The sequence below is a fragment of the Pseudomonas sp. I3-I5 genome (assembly GCF_022699445.1).
In the GTDB taxonomy this organism is placed as follows: Bacteria; Pseudomonadota; Gammaproteobacteria; order Pseudomonadales; family Pseudomonadaceae; genus Aquipseudomonas; species Aquipseudomonas fulva.
Genome location: NZ_CP093940.1, coordinates 4024289 through 4040864, shown reverse-complemented (window position 1 = coordinate 4040864; position 16576 = coordinate 4024289). Strand labels below are relative to the sequence as shown.

General features: G+C 63.2%; 17 protein-coding genes. 5 read left to right on the top strand and 12 right to left on the bottom strand.

Translation table 11 applies throughout. The features are described 5' to 3' along the window. Positions 1-2: 2 nt before the first annotated feature. The 8 genes from MOP87_RS18065 to MOP87_RS18030 form a co-directional block, all read right to left on the bottom strand. Complete coding sequence (locus MOP87_RS18065; protein ID WP_027915172.1) at positions 3-779, bottom strand: response regulator transcription factor; 777 nt, start codon at positions 777-779, stop codon at positions 3-5. A gap of 119 nt (positions 780-898) precedes the next feature. Beyond that, on the bottom strand, positions 899-1369 hold the full coding sequence (locus tag MOP87_RS18060; protein WP_023535174.1) for an A24 family peptidase: 471 nt from the start codon (positions 1367-1369) through the stop codon (positions 899-901). A gap of 207 nt (positions 1370-1576) precedes the next feature. Beyond that, positions 1577-2146: a DUF4136 domain-containing protein gene (locus tag MOP87_RS18055; protein WP_028687892.1), complete on the bottom strand. Its 570-nt coding sequence runs from the start codon at positions 2144-2146 to the stop codon at positions 1577-1579. A 19-nt stretch (positions 2147-2165) separates the two neighbouring features. After that, positions 2166-2795 carry a DUF4136 domain-containing protein gene (locus tag MOP87_RS18050; RefSeq protein ID WP_104926551.1) on the bottom strand — a complete coding sequence of 210 codons (630 nt, stop codon included), beginning with the start codon at positions 2793-2795 and terminating at the stop codon, positions 2166-2168. Positions 2796-2814: 19 nt separating this feature from the next. After that, the gene (locus MOP87_RS18045) at positions 2815-3564 is read right to left on the bottom strand and encodes a methyltransferase domain-containing protein (RefSeq protein ID WP_028687894.1); all 750 of its coding nucleotides are present in this window, start codon (positions 3562-3564) and stop codon (positions 2815-2817) included. After that, on the bottom strand, positions 3561-3866 hold the full coding sequence (locus MOP87_RS18040; RefSeq protein WP_023535180.1) for a MazG-like family protein: 306 nt from the start codon (positions 3864-3866) through the stop codon (positions 3561-3563). The genes MOP87_RS18045 and MOP87_RS18040 overlap by 4 nt, the downstream gene beginning before the upstream one ends. Before the next feature lie 80 nt (positions 3867-3946). Continuing rightward, positions 3947-4831, bottom strand: a complete 885-nt coding sequence (locus MOP87_RS18035) for a MaoC family dehydratase (RefSeq protein ID WP_242809870.1) — start codon at positions 4829-4831, stop codon at positions 3947-3949. A gap of 2 nt (positions 4832-4833) precedes the next feature. Further along, entirely contained in the window at positions 4834-6186 is a 1353-nt protein-coding gene (locus tag MOP87_RS18030) for a 3-oxoacyl-ACP reductase (RefSeq protein ID WP_242809869.1), read from the bottom strand. 116 nt (positions 6187-6302) lie between these two features. Between MOP87_RS18030 and MOP87_RS18025 the strand changes: the two genes are divergently transcribed. Together MOP87_RS18025 and MOP87_RS18020 are read left to right on the top strand one after the other, a co-directional pair. After that, complete coding sequence (locus tag MOP87_RS18025; protein WP_111475914.1) at positions 6303-7580, top strand: acetyl-CoA C-acetyltransferase; 1278 nt, start codon at positions 6303-6305, stop codon at positions 7578-7580. A gap of 107 nt (positions 7581-7687) precedes the next feature. Beyond that, positions 7688-8467: a helix-turn-helix transcriptional regulator gene (locus tag MOP87_RS18020; RefSeq protein ID WP_027915180.1), complete on the top strand. Its 780-nt coding sequence runs from the start codon at positions 7688-7690 to the stop codon at positions 8465-8467. A gap of 70 nt (positions 8468-8537) precedes the next feature. On the opposite strand, the gene MOP87_RS18015 is transcribed toward MOP87_RS18020, so the two are convergent. The 4 genes from MOP87_RS18015 to MOP87_RS18000 form a co-directional block, all read right to left on the bottom strand. Continuing rightward, positions 8538-10481 carry a methyl-accepting chemotaxis protein gene (locus MOP87_RS18015; protein WP_027915181.1) on the bottom strand — a complete coding sequence of 648 codons (1944 nt, stop codon included), beginning with the start codon at positions 10479-10481 and terminating at the stop codon, positions 8538-8540. Between the two features lie 177 nt (positions 10482-10658). Then, on the bottom strand, positions 10659-11069 hold the full coding sequence (gene cueR, locus MOP87_RS18010) for a Cu(I)-responsive transcriptional regulator (protein WP_145280781.1): 411 nt from the start codon (positions 11067-11069) through the stop codon (positions 10659-10661). Beyond that, complete coding sequence (locus tag MOP87_RS18005; protein ID WP_242809868.1) at positions 11066-13462, bottom strand: heavy metal translocating P-type ATPase; 2397 nt, start codon at positions 13460-13462, stop codon at positions 11066-11068. Before MOP87_RS18005 ends, cueR begins: the two co-directional genes overlap by 4 nt. A 51-nt stretch (positions 13463-13513) precedes the next feature. After that, positions 13514-13900, bottom strand: a complete 387-nt coding sequence (locus MOP87_RS18000; RefSeq protein ID WP_027915184.1) for a hypothetical protein — start codon at positions 13898-13900, stop codon at positions 13514-13516. A 137-nt stretch (positions 13901-14037) separates the two neighbouring features. Here MOP87_RS18000 and MOP87_RS17995 point away from each other — a divergent pair, with 137 nt between their 5' ends. From MOP87_RS17995 to MOP87_RS17985, 3 genes are all read left to right on the top strand, one after another. Then, entirely contained in the window at positions 14038-14235 is a 198-nt protein-coding gene (locus MOP87_RS17995; RefSeq protein ID WP_049695393.1) for a cation transporter, read from the top strand. Positions 14236-14333: 98 nt separating this feature from the next. Continuing rightward, a complete protein-coding gene (locus tag MOP87_RS17990; RefSeq protein ID WP_028687901.1) occupies positions 14334-15515 on the top strand; it encodes a multidrug effflux MFS transporter in 1182 nt (393 codons plus the stop codon). Between the two features lie 342 nt (positions 15516-15857). After that, complete coding sequence (locus MOP87_RS17985) at positions 15858-16571, top strand: helix-turn-helix transcriptional regulator (protein ID WP_027915187.1); 714 nt, start codon at positions 15858-15860, stop codon at positions 16569-16571. The last annotated feature ends 5 nt before the right edge of the window (positions 16572-16576 follow it).

Here is a 16576-nt window from a genome sequence, read left to right as displayed (position 1 = left end):
TGTCAGTGCGCCGTGAAGCGTTGATTCACCGGGGAGGAGCCTGGTGTCAGAGCCAATGCCAGTTGCGTGCGGTTGTGCATATGGGTCAGGCGCAACACCTGGGACACGTACAGTTTCACTGTGTTTTCGGTGATACCCAATTCACAGGCGATCTGATAATTGGTCTTGCCCTTGCCCACTAGCCGCGCCACCTCCAATTGACGGGGCGAGAGCTTTTCGAACACCGAGGGCAGCTCGGCCTCGGCTTCCTCCGTGTCGCCGGCGCGCCGGTGAGCCCCCTGCCCGCGGGCTTTTTCCAAGTCCTGATACAATTCGTCGACGGACTCTGCCAGATCCTGCAGGCGCTGATTGAGCCCACTGAGGTCGTGGAAACCGCGCTGACGTTCCTGCAGCACCTGCTCCTGGCGGCGTACCCCTTCGAGCAGCTCGTCAAGGTCCATCGGTTTCTGGTAGTAGTCCGCAAAGCCTTCGCGCAGCGCCCGAATGACGTCCTGCTTTTCGGCACGGCCGGTCAACATGATCGCCTCGAACATGCGCTGATTGCCGTCGATCTGCTTTAGAGCCCGCATCAGTTCGATGCCATCGCGTCCGGGCATGTGAAGGTCGCAGATGATCAGACCGATGGCTGGGTCGGCCTTATAGTGTTTTACCGCCTCATCCGTGGAGAGTGCCGATACGCAACTGTATCCCTTGGCTTGCAGGAACTCGCACAGCTGTTCGACGATGACCGACTGATCATCGACTACCAGCACTTTCATTTCACTTACAGGTTTGGACACGATCAACTCCCTGTGAATATACGGCCCTGCTCCCGGGCTAGACGCTCTGGCAGATTAAAAGTAGCCGTACCTCTCGTAGTTGTACAAGGTGTGTACAAGATTAGGGACCGCTGGTTTCTTCATTGGATCCATACAGCTGTCAGAAGGTAGCCAGCCAGCACATAGGGGACGAATGCCTGCTTGTCGCCCATGGCTTCGGTCAGGGCCTGCAGGCGTTTTTTCACCTTGGGGTTGAGCAGCGTCCATAAGCGCCTACGGGTAGTCAGCCAGATCAACAACGCGATCCCGGCCCCGATAAAGGTGCCGAGCACATGATCGGTGCCGGTAGCCAATGCCAGCGCGCCCATCAGTTTGACGTCATCGGCGCCGAAGTGGCCCAGCATGTAGCCGGGCAAGGTGAGGAGCATGACGATGGCCAGCCCCCAGCCTGCCGAGCTAGGGTCGGCGCCAAGCCAAGTGTGGCCGGTTGCGAACAGCCATAGCAGAGCCCCTACGGCCACACCCAGCGTCAATAGATCCGGGAGCTGGCGCTGGCGCACATCCTGTTCGGTACACAAGGCAAGCCACAGAAGAAGAACAATGCTTTGCATCGACAGGTCGCCTTTCCTGGTAGATGAACACTTACCCGTTCAGTCAGGTTTCCTTAGTCAAGATAGACCGGAACCTGCATGACGGCCGTGTGCCGCGAGGAAAAGGCGCTGGGAGAATGAGTTTTGTCGCAGTCGTCGTCTGTCGAGAGGGGCGGTCGGCCTCTGCCTGCACCCCGCCACGGGGCGAGGCAGGCAGAACATGCCCCGCTAGCGTTTGCTGCCAGGTGGATAATTGCCCAGCACCTGAGCCACCGTTTTTTGGATGGCTTCGTTGCGTTCCTGCGGGCTTGGCGGGTAGTTGTTCATGATCTGCTCGGCACTGCCGCGCCAGACCAGCTTGCCATCGCGCCCATCAAGCAAGTCGACCTGGATGGTGGCGACCTTGTAGTCGACGCTGCGGGTTTCGTTGTACATCGGCCCGCCCCAGTAACCTCCCCAATAGCCACCCCACCCGCCGCCGTAGTTGGTGGTGACCTGTTGCTGGCGTTGCTCCACTATCAGATAGGTGCGCACGTTGAGGTCCGCTCGCGTGCCAGGGGGCGCTGGGCGTAGGCCACGCTGATCAAGCTGTTCGCTGACCGCCTGACGGATGCGCTGCTCGGTCAGGTCGCTCTTGATGCGTGGATCGTCAGGACGATATTGCAGGCCGGGCTCCTGCCAGGCCCAGTTGCGGTAGGCGGCAAAATCACGACTCGCGTCGTAGTCCTGCTGCACATTATGGCTTGAGCAGGCAGCCAGCAAGGCCGCGAACGACACGAGTAACAGGCGGCGAAACATGATGAATCTCCGTTAGGCGTTAACTGGGAGGATAGCCGCTGAGGGCCTTGCGCACGGCGTCGCGCACGGCATTTTCACGGTCTCGCGGTGAACCCTGGTCGTTGCCGCTTTCGGCGCTGGCGCTCCAGACGGCCTGGCCGCTGCGGCTGTCGTACAGGTCGATGCGCACCACCATGACCTCAACCTGATAGGTGCGCACCACTGGGGTACTGGCATAACCCCCAAAACCGTTGCGGTAACCGCCATAGCCTACGTTGCCGTAGGGCCCGTAGTAGGGGTCGTAGCCGTCGTAGTCGCGCACTTGGCGCAGGCGTTTCTCAAGGCGGATATCGGCGCCGACGAGCAGGTCGCCAACGCCGCTGCGGGCAGGGCGCAAGCCCTGCTGATCAAGCGCTGCGGCGACGGCATCCGCCAACTGCGCAGGATCGGCATTGGCCGAACCGCTGGGCAGGTGGCCGTCACGCCAGCTCCAGCTGCGGTAGCGGCCGTAGTCCCGTGTCGGTGCGGGGTAAGCGCTTGCGTCGAACGTGGTCGCTGCCTGAGGCGGGGCTGGTGGCAGTGGGCGGCTGCTGGCGACGTAGGGATTGGTGCCCTGGCATCCGGCCAGAACCAACGGCAGCAGGGCCAGTGGCAACAGACGGTACGGCATGCTTGCTCCTCACGGCAGGTCAACGTGGGCGACAGACCCAGTGCAGGTAGCGGCCCAGGCCGGCGAAACTCGGATGGCGGCGGTGAGCGAGCTCCATTTCCAGCAGGTCCAGCAGCTCGGCGCGGTCCTGAAATTCCTTGGGCATATAGTCATGGAAAACACGTATGCCACTTTCACTTTCGACCTGCCACAGAGGTTCAAGTTGCGCCCTGAGCGCCCGCGGATCAAGTGGTTTCTGCGGGGTAAGGCTCTGCTTTTCACCTTCGAGGCGATTGCTGCGCAGTTTGCGGAAGTGGCCCTTGAGCAGGTTGCGGTAGACCAGGGCATCGCGGTTGTAGAACGCCAACGACAGCCACCCTTCGGGGGCCGTGAGTTGATGCAGAACTGGCAGGATACTTTCCGGCTCAGCCAGCCATTCAAGTACCGCGTGGCACACAACCACGTCGTAGGGCTCGGTCAGCTCGCCCAGCAACGCTTGCCAGGGTGCCTGGATGAACGTTGCCGCCTGACCCGCTGCGGCAAAGCGGGCCCGTGCCCCTTCGAGCATGGGCTCGGCAGGTTCGGCCAGGGTAAGCTGGTGCCCGCGCTGGGCCAACCATAGCGCCATGTGGCCAAGGCCAGCACCGATATCGAGGATGCGCAACGGGCGATCCGGCAAGGCTTCGGCCAGGTCGGCCTGCAAGACTGCCAGCCTGATCGCACCCTTTGCGCCGCCATAGATCTTTTCGGCAAAACGGGTGGCCAGTTCATCGAAATGACGGTCGTTCATCGTGCGAAGCGCCTTTCACTGTCGGCCAGCTTGGCGCGCACCACCTGGTCCATGTCCAGCCCCAGTTCACTGCACAACAGCAACAGGTAGAGCACGACATCGCCTACTTCCTGACCGGCGTGGGCCAACTGTTCGGGTGGCAGGCGACGTGACTCGTCCTCGCTGAGCCACTGGAAGATTTCAACCAGCTCGGCCATTTCAACGCTGGCGGCCATGGCCAAATTCTTTGGGCTGTGGAAACGTTGCCAGTCATTGGTATCGCGGATTTGATGCAGGCGTTGAGTCAGTTCTTGCAGGTTCATCGGGTTCTCCTCATGGCGCATAGCTTCCGCGCAGGGCCGTTGCAAAGCAAGCTTCCCTGCACGGGGGCAGCACGCGCGAGTCAGCCCTGCAAGCAGGCCCAGCGGCCGAGCATATGTACCACGTCCGCCTGGCCGTCCAGGCGCAGTTCACCCACAGGGCCGGCCTGGCTGGCCCTGAGCACCACCTCCGAGGGCAAGCGCACGGGTTTGTGGAAGTCTACTTCGAACCAATAGCCACTGTGGGGCAAGTGCCCGTGCAGCGCGGCCATGGCCATGGCCTTGCTCCACATGCCGTGGGCGATGGCAGTGGGAAAACCGAACAGCTGGGCGCTGGGGGCGCTGAGGTGAATGGGGTTGTAGTCGCCGCAGACCTTGGCATAACGGCGGCCGATATCACTGTCGGCATACCAGCGCGTGACTTCAGGCAAGCTGCTGGCCTGATCCTCGGCCGTTTCTGCAGTTTCTGCAGTTTCTGCCGCTTCTGCGGGGTCGCCGTCGAGCTTCAGCCCGCGCACGAGCATGCGGCTGGTTTCCCGCCAGAGCACGCCGATACCGTCCGCCGCCTCGGTGACCAGGTCGAACGTTCCGCCTTTGGGGTGGGGCTGCAGGTTGTCGGCGTGAACCGCCATGCGCAGCGACTCGATGCCCCCAAGCGGGCGAATGACGTCAATGCGGTTGTGCAGGTGGACCAGCCCCAGTAGCGGAAAGGGAAACTGCTCGGCGGTCATCAGCTGCAGTTGCAGGTTGAACGCCATGATGTGCGGATACGTGGCAGGCAGCCGGCCATCGTCGACGGAACGACACAACTGCCGGTAGGCATGCAGTTGCTTGGGCTGAACCGCCAGGGTGCAGCGCAGCCCGTGCATAGGCAGTTGATCACCGGTGATGCGTCGTTTGCCCGCTGCGCGCAGGTACAGGCTGGCGCGGCTGGCGGGTTGGTGCAGGTCATGCCATTGTCGTTGCATGCTCAGGCCCCCATCAGTGCTTGGCCGCACACCCGCAGCACCTGGCCGCTCACGACACCAGAGCCAGGTTGGCTAAGCCAGGCGATGGCTTCGGCCACATCCTGGGGCTTGCCGCCCTGGCCGAGCGAACTCAGGCGTCGCCCCGCCTCGCGCAAGCCCATGGGCATGGCGCCAGTCATATGGGTCTCAATGAAGCCAGGCGCCACTGCGTTGATGCTGATGCCTTGCTCGGCAAGCGTCGGTGCCCAGGCCTGAGCCAAGCCAATCAGCCCAGCTTTGCTGGCCGCATAGTTGGATTGCCCACGGTTGCCGGCGATGCCGCTGACCGAAGCCAGCAGGGTGATGCGGGCGTCCGCGTGCAACGCGCCGTTATCGAGCAGGGCCTGGGTCAGCACCTGCGGAGCCTTGAGGTTCACCGCCAGCACGGCGTCCCAATATTCGGGAGTCATGTTCGCCAGGGTCTTGTCACGGGTGATGCCTGCGTTGTGCACCAGGATGTCGAGGCCATCGGGCAAGGCCGCCAGCAACTGTTCGGCGGCGTCACTGGCGCAAATGTCCAGTGCTAGCGCCTTGCCACCCAGGCGCGCAGCGAGCGCCTGCAATGGCTCGCTGGCCTGGGGCACATCGAGCAGCAACACGTCGGCACCGTCGCGGGCCAGGGTTTCTGCAATGGCGGCGCCGATGCCGCGGGCAGCCCCGGTGATCAGCGCACGCTTGCCGCTAAGCGGCCGTGTCCAGTCCTCCACCTGAGCCTGGCAGGGCTGAAGGCGCAGCACCTGCCCCGACACGAAGGCGCTCTTGGGTGACAGGAAGAAGCGCAAGGCGCCTTCGAGTTGAGATTCGGCGCCATCACCCACGTACAGCAACTGTGCAGTAGCGCCGTTGCGCAGCTCCTTGGCCAGTGACCGGCTGAACCCTTCAAGCGCACGCTGGGCGACGCTGGCCATCGGGTCAGCGACGGCCTCAGGCGGGCGACCCAACACCACGATATGGGCGCAGGGCGCCAGGTTGCGCAGCAGCGGCTGGAAGAATTCGCGCAACTGCGTGAGCGCATCGCTGTCGGACAAGTGACTGGCATCGAACACCAGCGCCTTGATCTTGGGGCCCAACCCGGCGACCCAGGGTTCGCACTGGAGGTCTTGGCCGTTGAAACCGTAAACCGCGTCGGTCAACCGCGCTGCGAGTGTTTCGACCTGGCGTGCCAAGGGGCCGCCGCCAAGGACCAACGGCCCGTCCACTGGCCGCATGCGGCCCGCTTCCCAGCGCTCCAGGGTGGCTGGACGAGGCAGGCCCAGGCTGTCGACAAGTTTGCGGCCGAGGCTTGAGTTGGCAAAACCAAGGTAGCGATCACTCATGGTGGGTCCTCCGAAAGCAAGTCTGACAGTGTGGACCAGGATTGTGGCCAGGTCGTTCGAATGCAGCAAAAACACCTAGGCTCTACGGATCAAATTGTTTCAGGAGGAACATGCGCATGCGCTCACTTCGCCGGGTCGCTATCTTGGGCGGCAATCGAATCCCATTCGCCCGTTCCAATGGTGCGTACGCCACCGCCAGCAATCAGGACATGCTGACTGCCGCACTCGAGGGGCTCATCGAGCGCTACCGCCTGCACGGCCTGCGCCTTGGCGAAGTGGTGGCAGGGGCGGTACTCAAGCATGCCCGGGACATGAACCTTACGCGCGAGTGCGTGCTGGGTTCACGCCTGTCGGCCTCGACCCCCGCCTATGACATTCAGCAGGCCTGCGGCACCGGGCTTGAAGCTGCATTGCTGGTGGCCAATAAAATTGCCCTCGGGCAGATCGACTGCGGCATCGCCGGCGGCGTCGACACGACCTCCGACGCACCCATCGCCGTGAGCGAAGGCCTGCGCCGGATGATGTTGCAGGCCAACCGGGGCAAGACGCTAGGTGACCGACTCAAGCCTTTTCTGGGCTTGCGGCCTCACCATCTCAAGCCGTCGCTGCCGCGCAACGGCGAGCCACGCACCGGGTTGTCGATGGGCGAGCACTGCGAACGCATGGCCAAAACCTGGCGCATTGGCCGGGACGAGCAGGATGAGATGGCGCTGCGTAGCCATCAATGCCTGGCACGTGCCTACGAAGAAGGTTGGCAGGATGATCTGATGACCCCTTTTCGGTCGCTGACCCGGGACAACAACTTGCGCCCCGAGCTGACACGGGAGCAACTGGCCAAGCTCAAACCGGCCTTCGACCGCAGCGATGAGGGCACCTTGACGGCAGGCAACTCCACGCCGTTGACCGATGGCGCCTCGCTGGTGTTGCTGGGGACTCAGGAGTGGGCAGACCAACATGGCCTGCCGGTGCTCGCCTACCTGGTCGATGGCGAAACAGCCGCGGTGGATTTCGTCGACGGCCGCGAGGGCTTGCTGATGGCGCCCGTGTATGCGGTGCCGCGATTGCTGGCCCGCAACAACCTGACGCTGCAGGATTTCGATTACTACGAGATCCATGAGGCATTCGCGGCCCAGGTACTGTGCACCCTCAAGGCCTGGGAGGATGACCAGTACTGCCGGGACCGCCTTGGGCTGGATGCGCCGCTGGGGGCGATCGACCGTTCTCGGCTGAACGTGAAGGGCAGCTCACTTGGGGCAGGCCATCCATTCGCCGCAACGGGTGGGCGCATCCTGGCCAACTTGGCCAAGCTGCTGTCGACAGCGCCCCAAGGGCGAGGCCTGATCTCGATCTGCGCCGCAGGCGGGCAGGGCGTTACGGTCATCGTCGAGCGGTGAGCGTCGGTGTTGATCCGGCTGGGTGACCGAAGGTGGCCATCGAGCCGGATAACGCCGAGGGCGCCTGGGCTGTTAGGCTTGTCCGATCATCATGATAAGAAGTCGCCATGCCTGCCATCGGACATCCCCGTCCCATTCCAACGCTCGATTGCCTGCCTCGACCACTCTATGCCCGCGCCGAGCGACTGGTCGCCGGCTCGTGGACGACGTCGCATCAACACGACTGGGTGCAGTTTTCCTATGCCATCAGTGGCGTATTGGGGGTGTACACCCAGGCAGGCAGTTACTTCGCCCCGCCGCAATGGGGCGTGTGGATACCCGCGCAGGCCGAGCATGCGGTGTCCAGTTCGATGCAGGCTGAAATGCGCAGCCTCTACATACGCCGCGATGCCTGCCCTTGGGCGGCTGAGCGTTGCCGTGTGCTGGAAGTGACCCCCTTGGCCCGTGAGCTGATCAAGCAGTTCTGCCTGTACCCTGCACATTACCCAGAAGGCGATAGCGCACAGGCGCGTCTGGTCGCCGTGCTGCTTGACCAGTTGCAAGCGTTGCCAGAGGTGGCGTTTTCGTTGCCGCTGCCGCAACATCCAGGCTTGCTTGCCCTGTGCAATGGCCTGATCGCTGCACCGGAGCAGCCGCAGACCTTGCAGCAATGGGCGCGCGAACTGGGGTGTTCGGAAAAGACCCTGATGAGGTTGTTCCAGCGCGAGACCGGGTTGAGCTTTCGCAACTGGCGCCAGCGCATGCGCCTGCTGTCGTCCTTGACCGCGCTCGAGGCGGGGCACACGGTCACTGACGCGGCGCTGGGCTGCGGGTACGACTCGACCTCCGCCTACATCGCCGCGTTCAAGCAGCTGTTCGGTGCCACGCCAGGCGAGCTTAAACTCTAGCGGCTTACCTGGTTCGGCGCCCCGCGAGCCGGGTGAACGTGCACGCCCGATACTTGCGAGGCTTTTGCCGTCAGGTACGGAACCTGCGGACCAGCGCGTCCAGCTCGTTGGACAGGCCGGCGAGGCTTTCGGAGTCCTGGCGGGCTGCCTGGGCCAGTTCTGCCACCAGCTGGGCATCGCCGTGGATCTGGCTGATGTGCCGGTTGATGTCCTCGGCTACCTGGTGCTGCTCTTCGGCTGCCGTGGCGATCTGCGTGTTCATGTCACGGATCACGTCCACCGACTCGCGTATTTGACCAAAGCTGTCGCGGGCCATGCCGATACGGCTCACCGATTGCTGCGAAACTTCGAGGCTGGCGTGCATTTGCGCCGCCACCTCGGCCGTACGCCCGGCCAGGTTGCCCAGCAGGCCGTCGATTTCGGCCGTGGAGTCGGCGGTTCGCTTGGCCAGGGCACGCACTTCATCTGCCACCACTGCGAACCCACGCCCTTGCTCACCGGCACGGGCCGCTTCGATGGCGGCGTTGAGCGCCAGTAGGTTGGTCTGCTCCGCAATGGAACGGATGGTGCCCAGGATCGACTGGATGGCGTTGCTGTCGCGCTCAAGCTGCTGAATCGACTGCGCCGACTGTTCGATCTCGTGGCTCAGGCGGTCGACGCTGCTGACGGCGGCATCGATCTGCTGCTGGCCTTCGCGCGCCTGCTGCTGGCCGCTGTCGGCCGACTGCGCCGCCTGGCTGCAGGAACGTGCGACCTCGTTGGCAGTGGCGACCATTTCATGGAAGGCAGTGGAGACCATGTCGACTGCCTCACGCTGGCGCCCGGCGGCCTCGGCCATGTCGCTGGACACGCGTGTCGAGCTGGTGGAGGTGTTGAGGATATTGCCGGCCGCGGCGCTGATGTGCTGGATAAGGCTGCGAATGGCCCCCAGGAACTGGTTGAACCAGCTCGCCAGCTGGGCAGTTTCGTCACGGCCGCGGATTTCCAGGTTGCGGGTCAGGTCCCCTTCGCCCTGGGCGATGTCCTCAAGCCCGTTGGTGACGCTGTTGATCGGGCGCACGATCAGTTTGGCGAAGGTGGCACCCACGACGGCGAACACGGCAGCCAGTACCAGCGCGACGATCCCGATCAGCCAGGTCAGGCGGGTGGTGGTCTGCATCACCTCGCGCTGCTCGATCAGCCCGATAAGCGTCCAGCCCAGCTGTTCGTCCGGGTAGATGTTGGCCATGTAGCGAACACCGTCCAGCTCGACTTCAGCCAGGCCCTTGCCGTGCTTGGCAAGCTCGGCGTAGCCGTCGCCGAAGCTCGCCAGTTGTTTGAAGTTGTGCGCGGTATCCCGTGGGTCTACCAAGACGTTGCCGTTATTTTCGACCAGCAGCAGGTACCCACTTTCGCCCAGCTTGATCTGCTTGACGATTTCGGTGAGGCCTTTGATGGAAACGTCGACGTTGACTACGCCGCCAGGGTTGCCCAGCTGGTTGGCCACGGCACGCACGGTGCTGACCAGTACGGCATCGTCGGCGGCCCAGTAGTAGGCACCGGTGCGCAGGGTCTTGCCGGGATTGGCCATGGCCAGCTGGTACCAAGGGCGCGTACGCGGATCGTAGTTGACGAACTTCTGCCCTGCCGGCCAGCCGACGTAGCCCCCGTCGGCGACCCCGTAGGAGAGGTAGGCATAGGCAGGATGAGCATTGGCCAGGCTGGTCATGAACGCCAGAATCTTGCTCGATTGCTCGCCCAGCTCGTAGGAAGGCGTGGCGCTCGTGTACTTGGTCAGCTCGTTGCCAGTGGCCGCCACCAAGGGTTGCGAGGCCATGTACTCCACGTTCTGGCTGATGCCTTGGAAGAAGATGTTCATCGCGTTGCTGACCTGACGGATTTCTCGACTGCTGCTGTCGAGGAAGCCGTCCCTGGCCTCGCCGCGTAGGTTGAGTACCACCAGGGTGGCCACCAGCACGATGGGCAGGGCGGCGATGATCGCAAAAGCCCAGGTCAGTTTCTGTTTGATGCTCATCGGCGCTCCCGAATTATTGTTGTCGACACATGAGGCAGGTACCTAATGCATCGGCAGCAACCGAATTTTATGTAGGAAAACGCCCGTAATTATTGGGCGAAGTCGCTATTGATGCCTATTCGGTCGCGTTTGGACGGGTATGCCCTATGAGCTTGGTTGCACGGGTGCCGGGAATGCTCAGCGGCAGCAGCGCCCCGGCGCTTCGTTGGCCAGTTCCTTGAGAATCGGGCAGTCCGGGCGGTCATCACCCTGGCAGCTGGAAACCAGCTCGACCAAGGTGTCGCGCAGGCTAAGCAGTTCGTCGATACGTTTGTTCAACACATCGATATGCTGGTTGGCCAGTGCTTTGACATCAGCACTGGCTCGCTGCCGGTCCTGCCACAAGGTGAGCAGCTTGCCGACCTCCTCGAGGGAAAACCCCAGGTCTCGCGAGCGCTTGATGAAGGCCAAGGCGTGCAGGTCGGCAGGCTGATAGATCCGATAACCGCTGTCGCTGCGCAGGGCAGGCTTGAGCAGGCCGATGGATTCGTAATAGCGGATCATCTTGGTGCTGAGCCCGGTCCGGGCCGCCGCTTGGCCGATATTCATGGTGCCTCCTGATCGAGGGCGGGCTTCCAGGCCTTGAGCAACAGCGCATTGCTGACCACGCTGACGCTGGAGAGCGCCATGGCCGCGCCGGCCATGACCGGGTTGAGGTAACCGAAGGCAGCCAGCGGGATGCCGACGAGGTTGTAGATGAACGCCCAGAACAGGTTCTGGCGAATCTTCGCGTAGGTTCTACGGCTGATTTCGAGGGCTGCCGGCACCAACCGCGGGTCCCCGCGCATCAGGGTGATGCCGGCGGCCTGCATCGCCACATCCGTGCCACCGCCCATGGCGATGCCGATGTCTGCAGCCGCCAATGCCGGTGCGTCGTTGACGCCGTCGCCGACCATGGCTACGGCGCCGCCCTGCTTGAGGGTCTCCACGGTGGCGGCCTTATCCGCTGGCAGCACCTCGGCGTAGACATCGGTAATGTCGAGGGCGGCCGCCACGGCCATGGCGCTGCCCCGGTTGTCGCCTGTGAGCAGGTGGCTGCTGATGCGCTGGCTGCGCAGCGTCTGGACCGCCTGACCGGCCCCGGGCTTGAGTCTGTCACCGAATGCGATCAAGCCAAGCACGCTGGGCGAAGTCCCGCGCTGGACGAGCCAGGACAAGGTGCGCCCTTGTGCTTCCCAGGCGTCAGCCGACGCGGCCAGTTCGCCGGGTGCCAGGCCAAGGTCTTGCAGCAGGCGGCGATTGCCCAGTGCCAGGTCACGTCCATCGACACGCCCGGCAATGCCGCGGCCGGTCAGGGATTGGCTGTCAGTTACCTCGTGCACCCGCAGGCCACGCTCGGCGCAGGCGTCCAGCACGGCCTTGGCCAGCGGGTGTTCACTGCCGCGCTGAAGCGCGCCGGCCAATCGGTAAAGGTTGTCCGTATCGCCGTCCAGCGCTTGGCTATGCACCACGTTCGGGCTGCCGGAGGTGAGCGTGCCTGTCTTGTCGAACACGACGCGGTTGACGGCCTGCGCGCGTTCCAGTGCTTCGGCATCTTTTATGAGAATGCCGTGGCGTGCGGCAACGCCTGTACCCGCCATGATCGCGGCCGGCGTGGCCAGCCCCAGCGCGCATGGGCAGGCGATGACCAGAACGGCCACGGCGTTGATCACAGCGGTTTCGAACGGGGCACCGGCCAGCCACCACCCTATCAAGGTGATCGCGGCGAGTATCAGTACGGCGGGCACGAACACCTGGCTTACCCGGTCGACCAGTTTCTGAATGGGCGCTTTGGCGGCTTGGGCGTCTTCGACCAAGCGGATGATGCGCGCCAGGACGGTTTCGGTGCCAAGCGCCTGGGTGCGGACCAGCAACCGGCCTTCGCCGTTGATCGCACCCCCGGTGATGCTGTCCCCGGGTTGCTTGGCGACTGGCAGGCTTTCGCCGCTGATCAGGGCCTCATCGGCATGGCTGTGGCCGTCTTCGACGATACCGTCGACCGGAAAACGCTCACCTGGTTTGACCATGACCAGGTCACCCACGCGCAGCTGGGTGATGGCGACCTCCTGCTCCACGCCATCGATGACCCTTAGCGCACGCTCGGGACGCAGCGCTTCCAGTGCGCGTATGGCGCTGGCGGTCTGGCGCTTGGCACGGCTCTCCAGGTATTTGCCCAGCATGACCAGGGCGATGACCACTGCACTGGCTTCGAAGTAGAGGTGTGGTGTGGTACCCGATGGCGCGTTGGCCCATTGATAAAGACTCAAGCCGTAACCGGCACTGGTCCCGAGGGCGACCAGCAGGTCCATGTTGCCGCTGCGCGCACGCACGGCCTTCCAGGCCGCAACGTAGAAGCGGGCACCCAGGATGAACTGCACCGGCGTTGCCAGCAAAAACTGCGCCCAGGCCGGCAGCATCCAGTGCAGGCCCAACGGTTGTACCAGCATAGGCAACACCAGGGGAGACGCCAGCAGCAGCGCCGCAGCGACTGCAAGCCGTTCCCGGCGCAAGCGGCGCTGGATCGTCGCTTGTTCATTCTCGGGGGCGCGCGGCAGGCTGGCGTCATAACCGGCTTGCCCTATCGCATCGATCAGCGCCGCGTCCGGCACGCCGTCGAGAACGTCCAGGTGGGCACGTTCGTTGGCCAGATTGACGCTGACCTTCAGCACCCCCTGCACCTTGGCCAGCGCACGCTCGACTCGGCCGACGCAGCTGGCACAGGTCATGCCGGCGATCTGCAATTCCACCGTATGACTGGGTACAGCGTAACCGGCTGCGTGGACGGCGTTGACCAGTGCATCCAGGCTATCGGCCGGCGCCTGCACACGGGCCTGCTCACTGGCAAGGTTGACGGTGACGTGATCTGCGCCGGTGACCTTGCGCAAGGCACGCTCCACCCGGCCAGCGCAGCTGGCGCAGGTCATGCCGGAGACGGGCAGGTGATAAGTGACGGGCGTGGACATGGTTTCCTCCTTGGGCACGCTGCCAGCATCAACCTTGCCACCTGGGGAAGGTCAATAGTCCAGCGGCGTTCGCTTGAGCTCCATCCCATAGTGGCCCATCGCGATGCGGTACTTGTTGATCTGCCCGGCTTGCAGGTTCAACCGGGTGCTACGTTGATCCTCAAGGCCCGGGGCGCAACCGGGTGTCTGCCCAGGCAGCAGGCGCAGGCGTACATCGACGGGGCCCGCAGGCAGGTTGAACGACGTGGACTGTTCCTGGAACAGTCGCCCCGCCAGTTGATCGTTGAGGTAGACACCGATCTCGCAACTGGTGGCCACTTCAAGCCGTTCGCGGGAAATGATCAGTACGCTGTAGGCCGAGTTGTCTTCGGCGGCGGCCGGCGGCACTGCAGCGAGCGCACCCAGCAGCCCGATGAAGCCCATTGCTGTCCTGAACATGAACACTCTCCTGCTTGCCTGTTTCAAAGTCGCAGCTTGGCCGAGGTGGACGCGAATTGCCACCTCCAGACACGCCCGCTTGACCTTGCCCCCATGGCAAGCTTGAAACTCGCTGAAAACCTTGAGGAGGTGTTTCCATGCACGTATTCACTGTAGAAGGCATGACCTGTGGCCATTGCGTGAAGGCGGTCACCCAAGCTGTTCAGGCGCTCGATGGCGCTGCCAAGGTCGATGTCGATTTGGCCAAGAAGCAGGTTCGCGTCGATAGCAGCGCCGACCCAGCGCAGATACGGGCGGCCATCCAGGAAGAGGGTTACCAGGCCGAAATTGCGTAGGCGCTCGAGCTGGCAACGCTATTATTGGATTGTTTTGCGCAGCACGGGGTCCACAGCAGGTAGAATGTGCAACTTTGTTAGCTTGCTATGGATTCCCGATGAACCTGCGAATGGTCCTTATCCTGGGCGCACTCAGTGCGTTCGGGCCTTTGGCGATCGACTTCTACCTGCCTGCCTTTCCGGCGATAGCCCAGGCGTTCGCCACTGATGAAAAACACGTCCAGACCACTCTGGCTGCCTACTTTCTCGGGTTGTCGATCGGGCAGCTCCTCTATGGCCCGGTAGCTGACCGTTTCGGTCGGCGCAAGCCGTTGCTGTTTGGCGTGGCGCTTTTTACCCTGGCATCGCTGGGATGCGCCTATGCGCCCAACCTGGACACCCTGATTCTGGCGCGCTTTGTCCAGGCACTGGGCGGCTGCGCGGGTATGGTGCTATCCCGGGCGATCGTCAGCGACAAGTGCGACCCGGTGGCTTCGGCCAAGGTGTTCTCGCAGCTGGTGCTGGTCATGGGCTTGGCGCCGATCCTTGCGCCCATGCTCGGCGGCGTGCTGGTCAACCATGCTGGGTGGCAGTTCATTTTCCTGTCCTTGAGCCTGTTCAGTGCCGGTTGCCTGCTCGCCGTCAGCCTCGGGCTGCCTGAAAGCATGCCTGATCATATTCCCCGGCAGCCATTGTCAGGGGCTTTGCGTCAGTACCTGCGCCTGCTCGCCGACCGTGTGTTCCTGGGGCACGCCTTGACGGGCGGTATCGCCATCGCCGGCATGTTTGCCTACATCGCAGGCTCGCCGTTCGTGTTCATCAAGTTGTACGGAGTACCTGCCGAGCATTACGGGTGGTTCTTCGGTGCCAATGCTGCGGGGTTCATCCTGATGGCTCAGGTGAACGCACGCCTGCTGGCTAAACGCGGGCCCGCCTGGCTGCTGACCCGGGCGGTATGGGTATACCTGGCAGCAGGCCTGGTTTTGCTGAGCATGGCGGCAATCAGGCCCCCAGCGCTCTGGCCGCTATTGGTACCGCTATTCGTGTGCATAGCGAGCCTGGGCTTCATTCTGCCCAACGCCTCGGCTTGCGCCATGAGCGGGCAGGGCGCTCGGGCTGGCAGCGCGTCGGCCATGATGGGCTGCGTGCAGTTCAGTGTTGCCGCTGGGGCCGCGGCGTTGGTGGGTTTGCTGCACGATGGCAGCGCGGTGCCCATGGCGCTGGTGATGAGCCTGTGTGGGGCATTGGTGGTCACGGTTGCGCTGTTGACGCGGCGCTTGCAATTTAAACGCTCGGTATGAGGCGTGAAGAACCTTCGATTATATCTGCGCTATTTGGTGAAGACGGCTGTGGGCATCTTCCGAATTTGCAATAAGTGATATGCCTTAACTCACTCCATGCTGGGCCATGTTTCCTGTCAAACCGCCGATATACAGGCTGTTTTGCGAACATGCCGTTGAATAAGTCTCCTGCAAAGGGTAGCCCTACCCAGTGCATTTTTGCGACAACTAGGCCTGGGAGTGGCGCCAGGGTGGCTCCAGGTGCGGCTTATACTGACGAGCCAGGCCGGCGCGAGCGAGGGCGTTCGTGGGCCAGGGTCGGCCATCGCACCTACACAGTGAATATGCAGGAGTCACAGGGACATGAAAGCAGCCAGCAGCATCAGCCAGATCGCCAGCCTGATGGCCGACCCCAAGCGCAGTGCCATGTTATGGGCCTTGATCGATGGCACCCCCCGCCTGGCCAACGAGTTGGCCATCATGACCGGGCTCAGCGCCTCATCGGCCTGTGCACATCTTTCGCTGCTTTCTTCAGCGGGCTTGCTTCGGCATGAGGCCAGGGGACGCAAGCGTTATTTCCGCCTGGCAACGCCTCAGGTGGGCGCCGCTGTAGAGGCCCTTGCCAGCGTGCAACTCGAACAGGCAAGAAACCGTCATGCCCACACGCCGCGCCCTTCATTGCCCATGTCCGTGCGACGCGCCAGGCGGTGCGGCGATCACCTGGGCGGTGAGCTTGCAGGCGAACTCTACCATCGACTGGTAGTGGCTGGATGGCTGGATGGTTGTGGGCGGCAGTTGGTGGTCAGCGATGAGGGGCGAGCGCAACTGGCTCGCCTCGGCGTATACATCGATGCGCTGGCACCGCATCAGCCCCGAGCATGCACGATGTGCCGCTGCACCGAGTGGCACGACATGGAACCGCACCTGGGGGGCATTCTGGGCCAGGCGCTGTTCCGGCTGTTCCTGCAATCAGGGTGGATGCGCGAGGCCGAAGATACCCGGGCGTTGCACATATCACCGCTGGGTATCCAGCAGATCAATCGCATCGCCCGGGTCGAGACGCTGCAGGTGGGCTGAACGCG

Coding starts and splice junctions, on each gene's coding strand:
- MOP87_RS18040 (WP_023535180.1), bottom strand. CDS start 3,866: ATGAACCTGCAAGAACTGACTCAACGCCTGCATCAAATCCGCGATACC.
- MOP87_RS18055 (WP_028687892.1), bottom strand. CDS start 2,146: ATGTTTCGCCGCCTGTTACTCGTGTCGTTCGCGGCCTTGCTGGCTGCC.
- MOP87_RS17995 (WP_049695393.1), top strand. CDS start 14,038: ATGCACGTATTCACTGTAGAAGGCATGACCTGTGGCCATTGCGTGAAG.
- MOP87_RS18005 (WP_242809868.1), bottom strand. CDS start 13,462: ATGTCCACGCCCGTCACTTATCACCTGCCCGTCTCCGGCATGACCTGC.
- MOP87_RS18050 (WP_104926551.1), bottom strand. CDS start 2,795: ATGCCGTACCGTCTGTTGCCACTGGCCCTGCTGCCGTTGGTTCTGGCC.
- MOP87_RS17985 (WP_027915187.1), top strand. CDS start 15,858: ATGAAAGCAGCCAGCAGCATCAGCCAGATCGCCAGCCTGATGGCCGAC.
- MOP87_RS18020 (WP_027915180.1), top strand. CDS start 7,688: ATGCCTGCCATCGGACATCCCCGTCCCATTCCAACGCTCGATTGCCTG.
- MOP87_RS18045 (WP_028687894.1), bottom strand. CDS start 3,564: ATGAACGACCGTCATTTCGATGAACTGGCCACCCGTTTTGCCGAAAAG.
- MOP87_RS18060 (WP_023535174.1), bottom strand. CDS start 1,369: ATGCAAAGCATTGTTCTTCTTCTGTGGCTTGCCTTGTGTACCGAACAG.
- MOP87_RS18000 (WP_027915184.1), bottom strand. CDS start 13,900: ATGTTCAGGACAGCAATGGGCTTCATCGGGCTGCTGGGTGCGCTCGCT.
- MOP87_RS18030 (WP_242809869.1), bottom strand. CDS start 6,186: ATGAGTGATCGCTACCTTGGTTTTGCCAACTCAAGCCTCGGCCGCAAA.
- MOP87_RS18025 (WP_111475914.1), top strand. CDS start 6,303: ATGCGCTCACTTCGCCGGGTCGCTATCTTGGGCGGCAATCGAATCCCA.
- MOP87_RS18035 (WP_242809870.1), bottom strand. CDS start 4,831: ATGCAACGACAATGGCATGACCTGCACCAACCCGCCAGCCGCGCCAGC.
- MOP87_RS17990 (WP_028687901.1), top strand. CDS start 14,334: ATGAACCTGCGAATGGTCCTTATCCTGGGCGCACTCAGTGCGTTCGGG.
- MOP87_RS18015 (WP_027915181.1), bottom strand. CDS start 10,481: ATGAGCATCAAACAGAAACTGACCTGGGCTTTTGCGATCATCGCCGCC.
- cueR (WP_145280781.1), bottom strand. CDS start 11,069: ATGAATATCGGCCAAGCGGCGGCCCGGACCGGGCTCAGCACCAAGATG.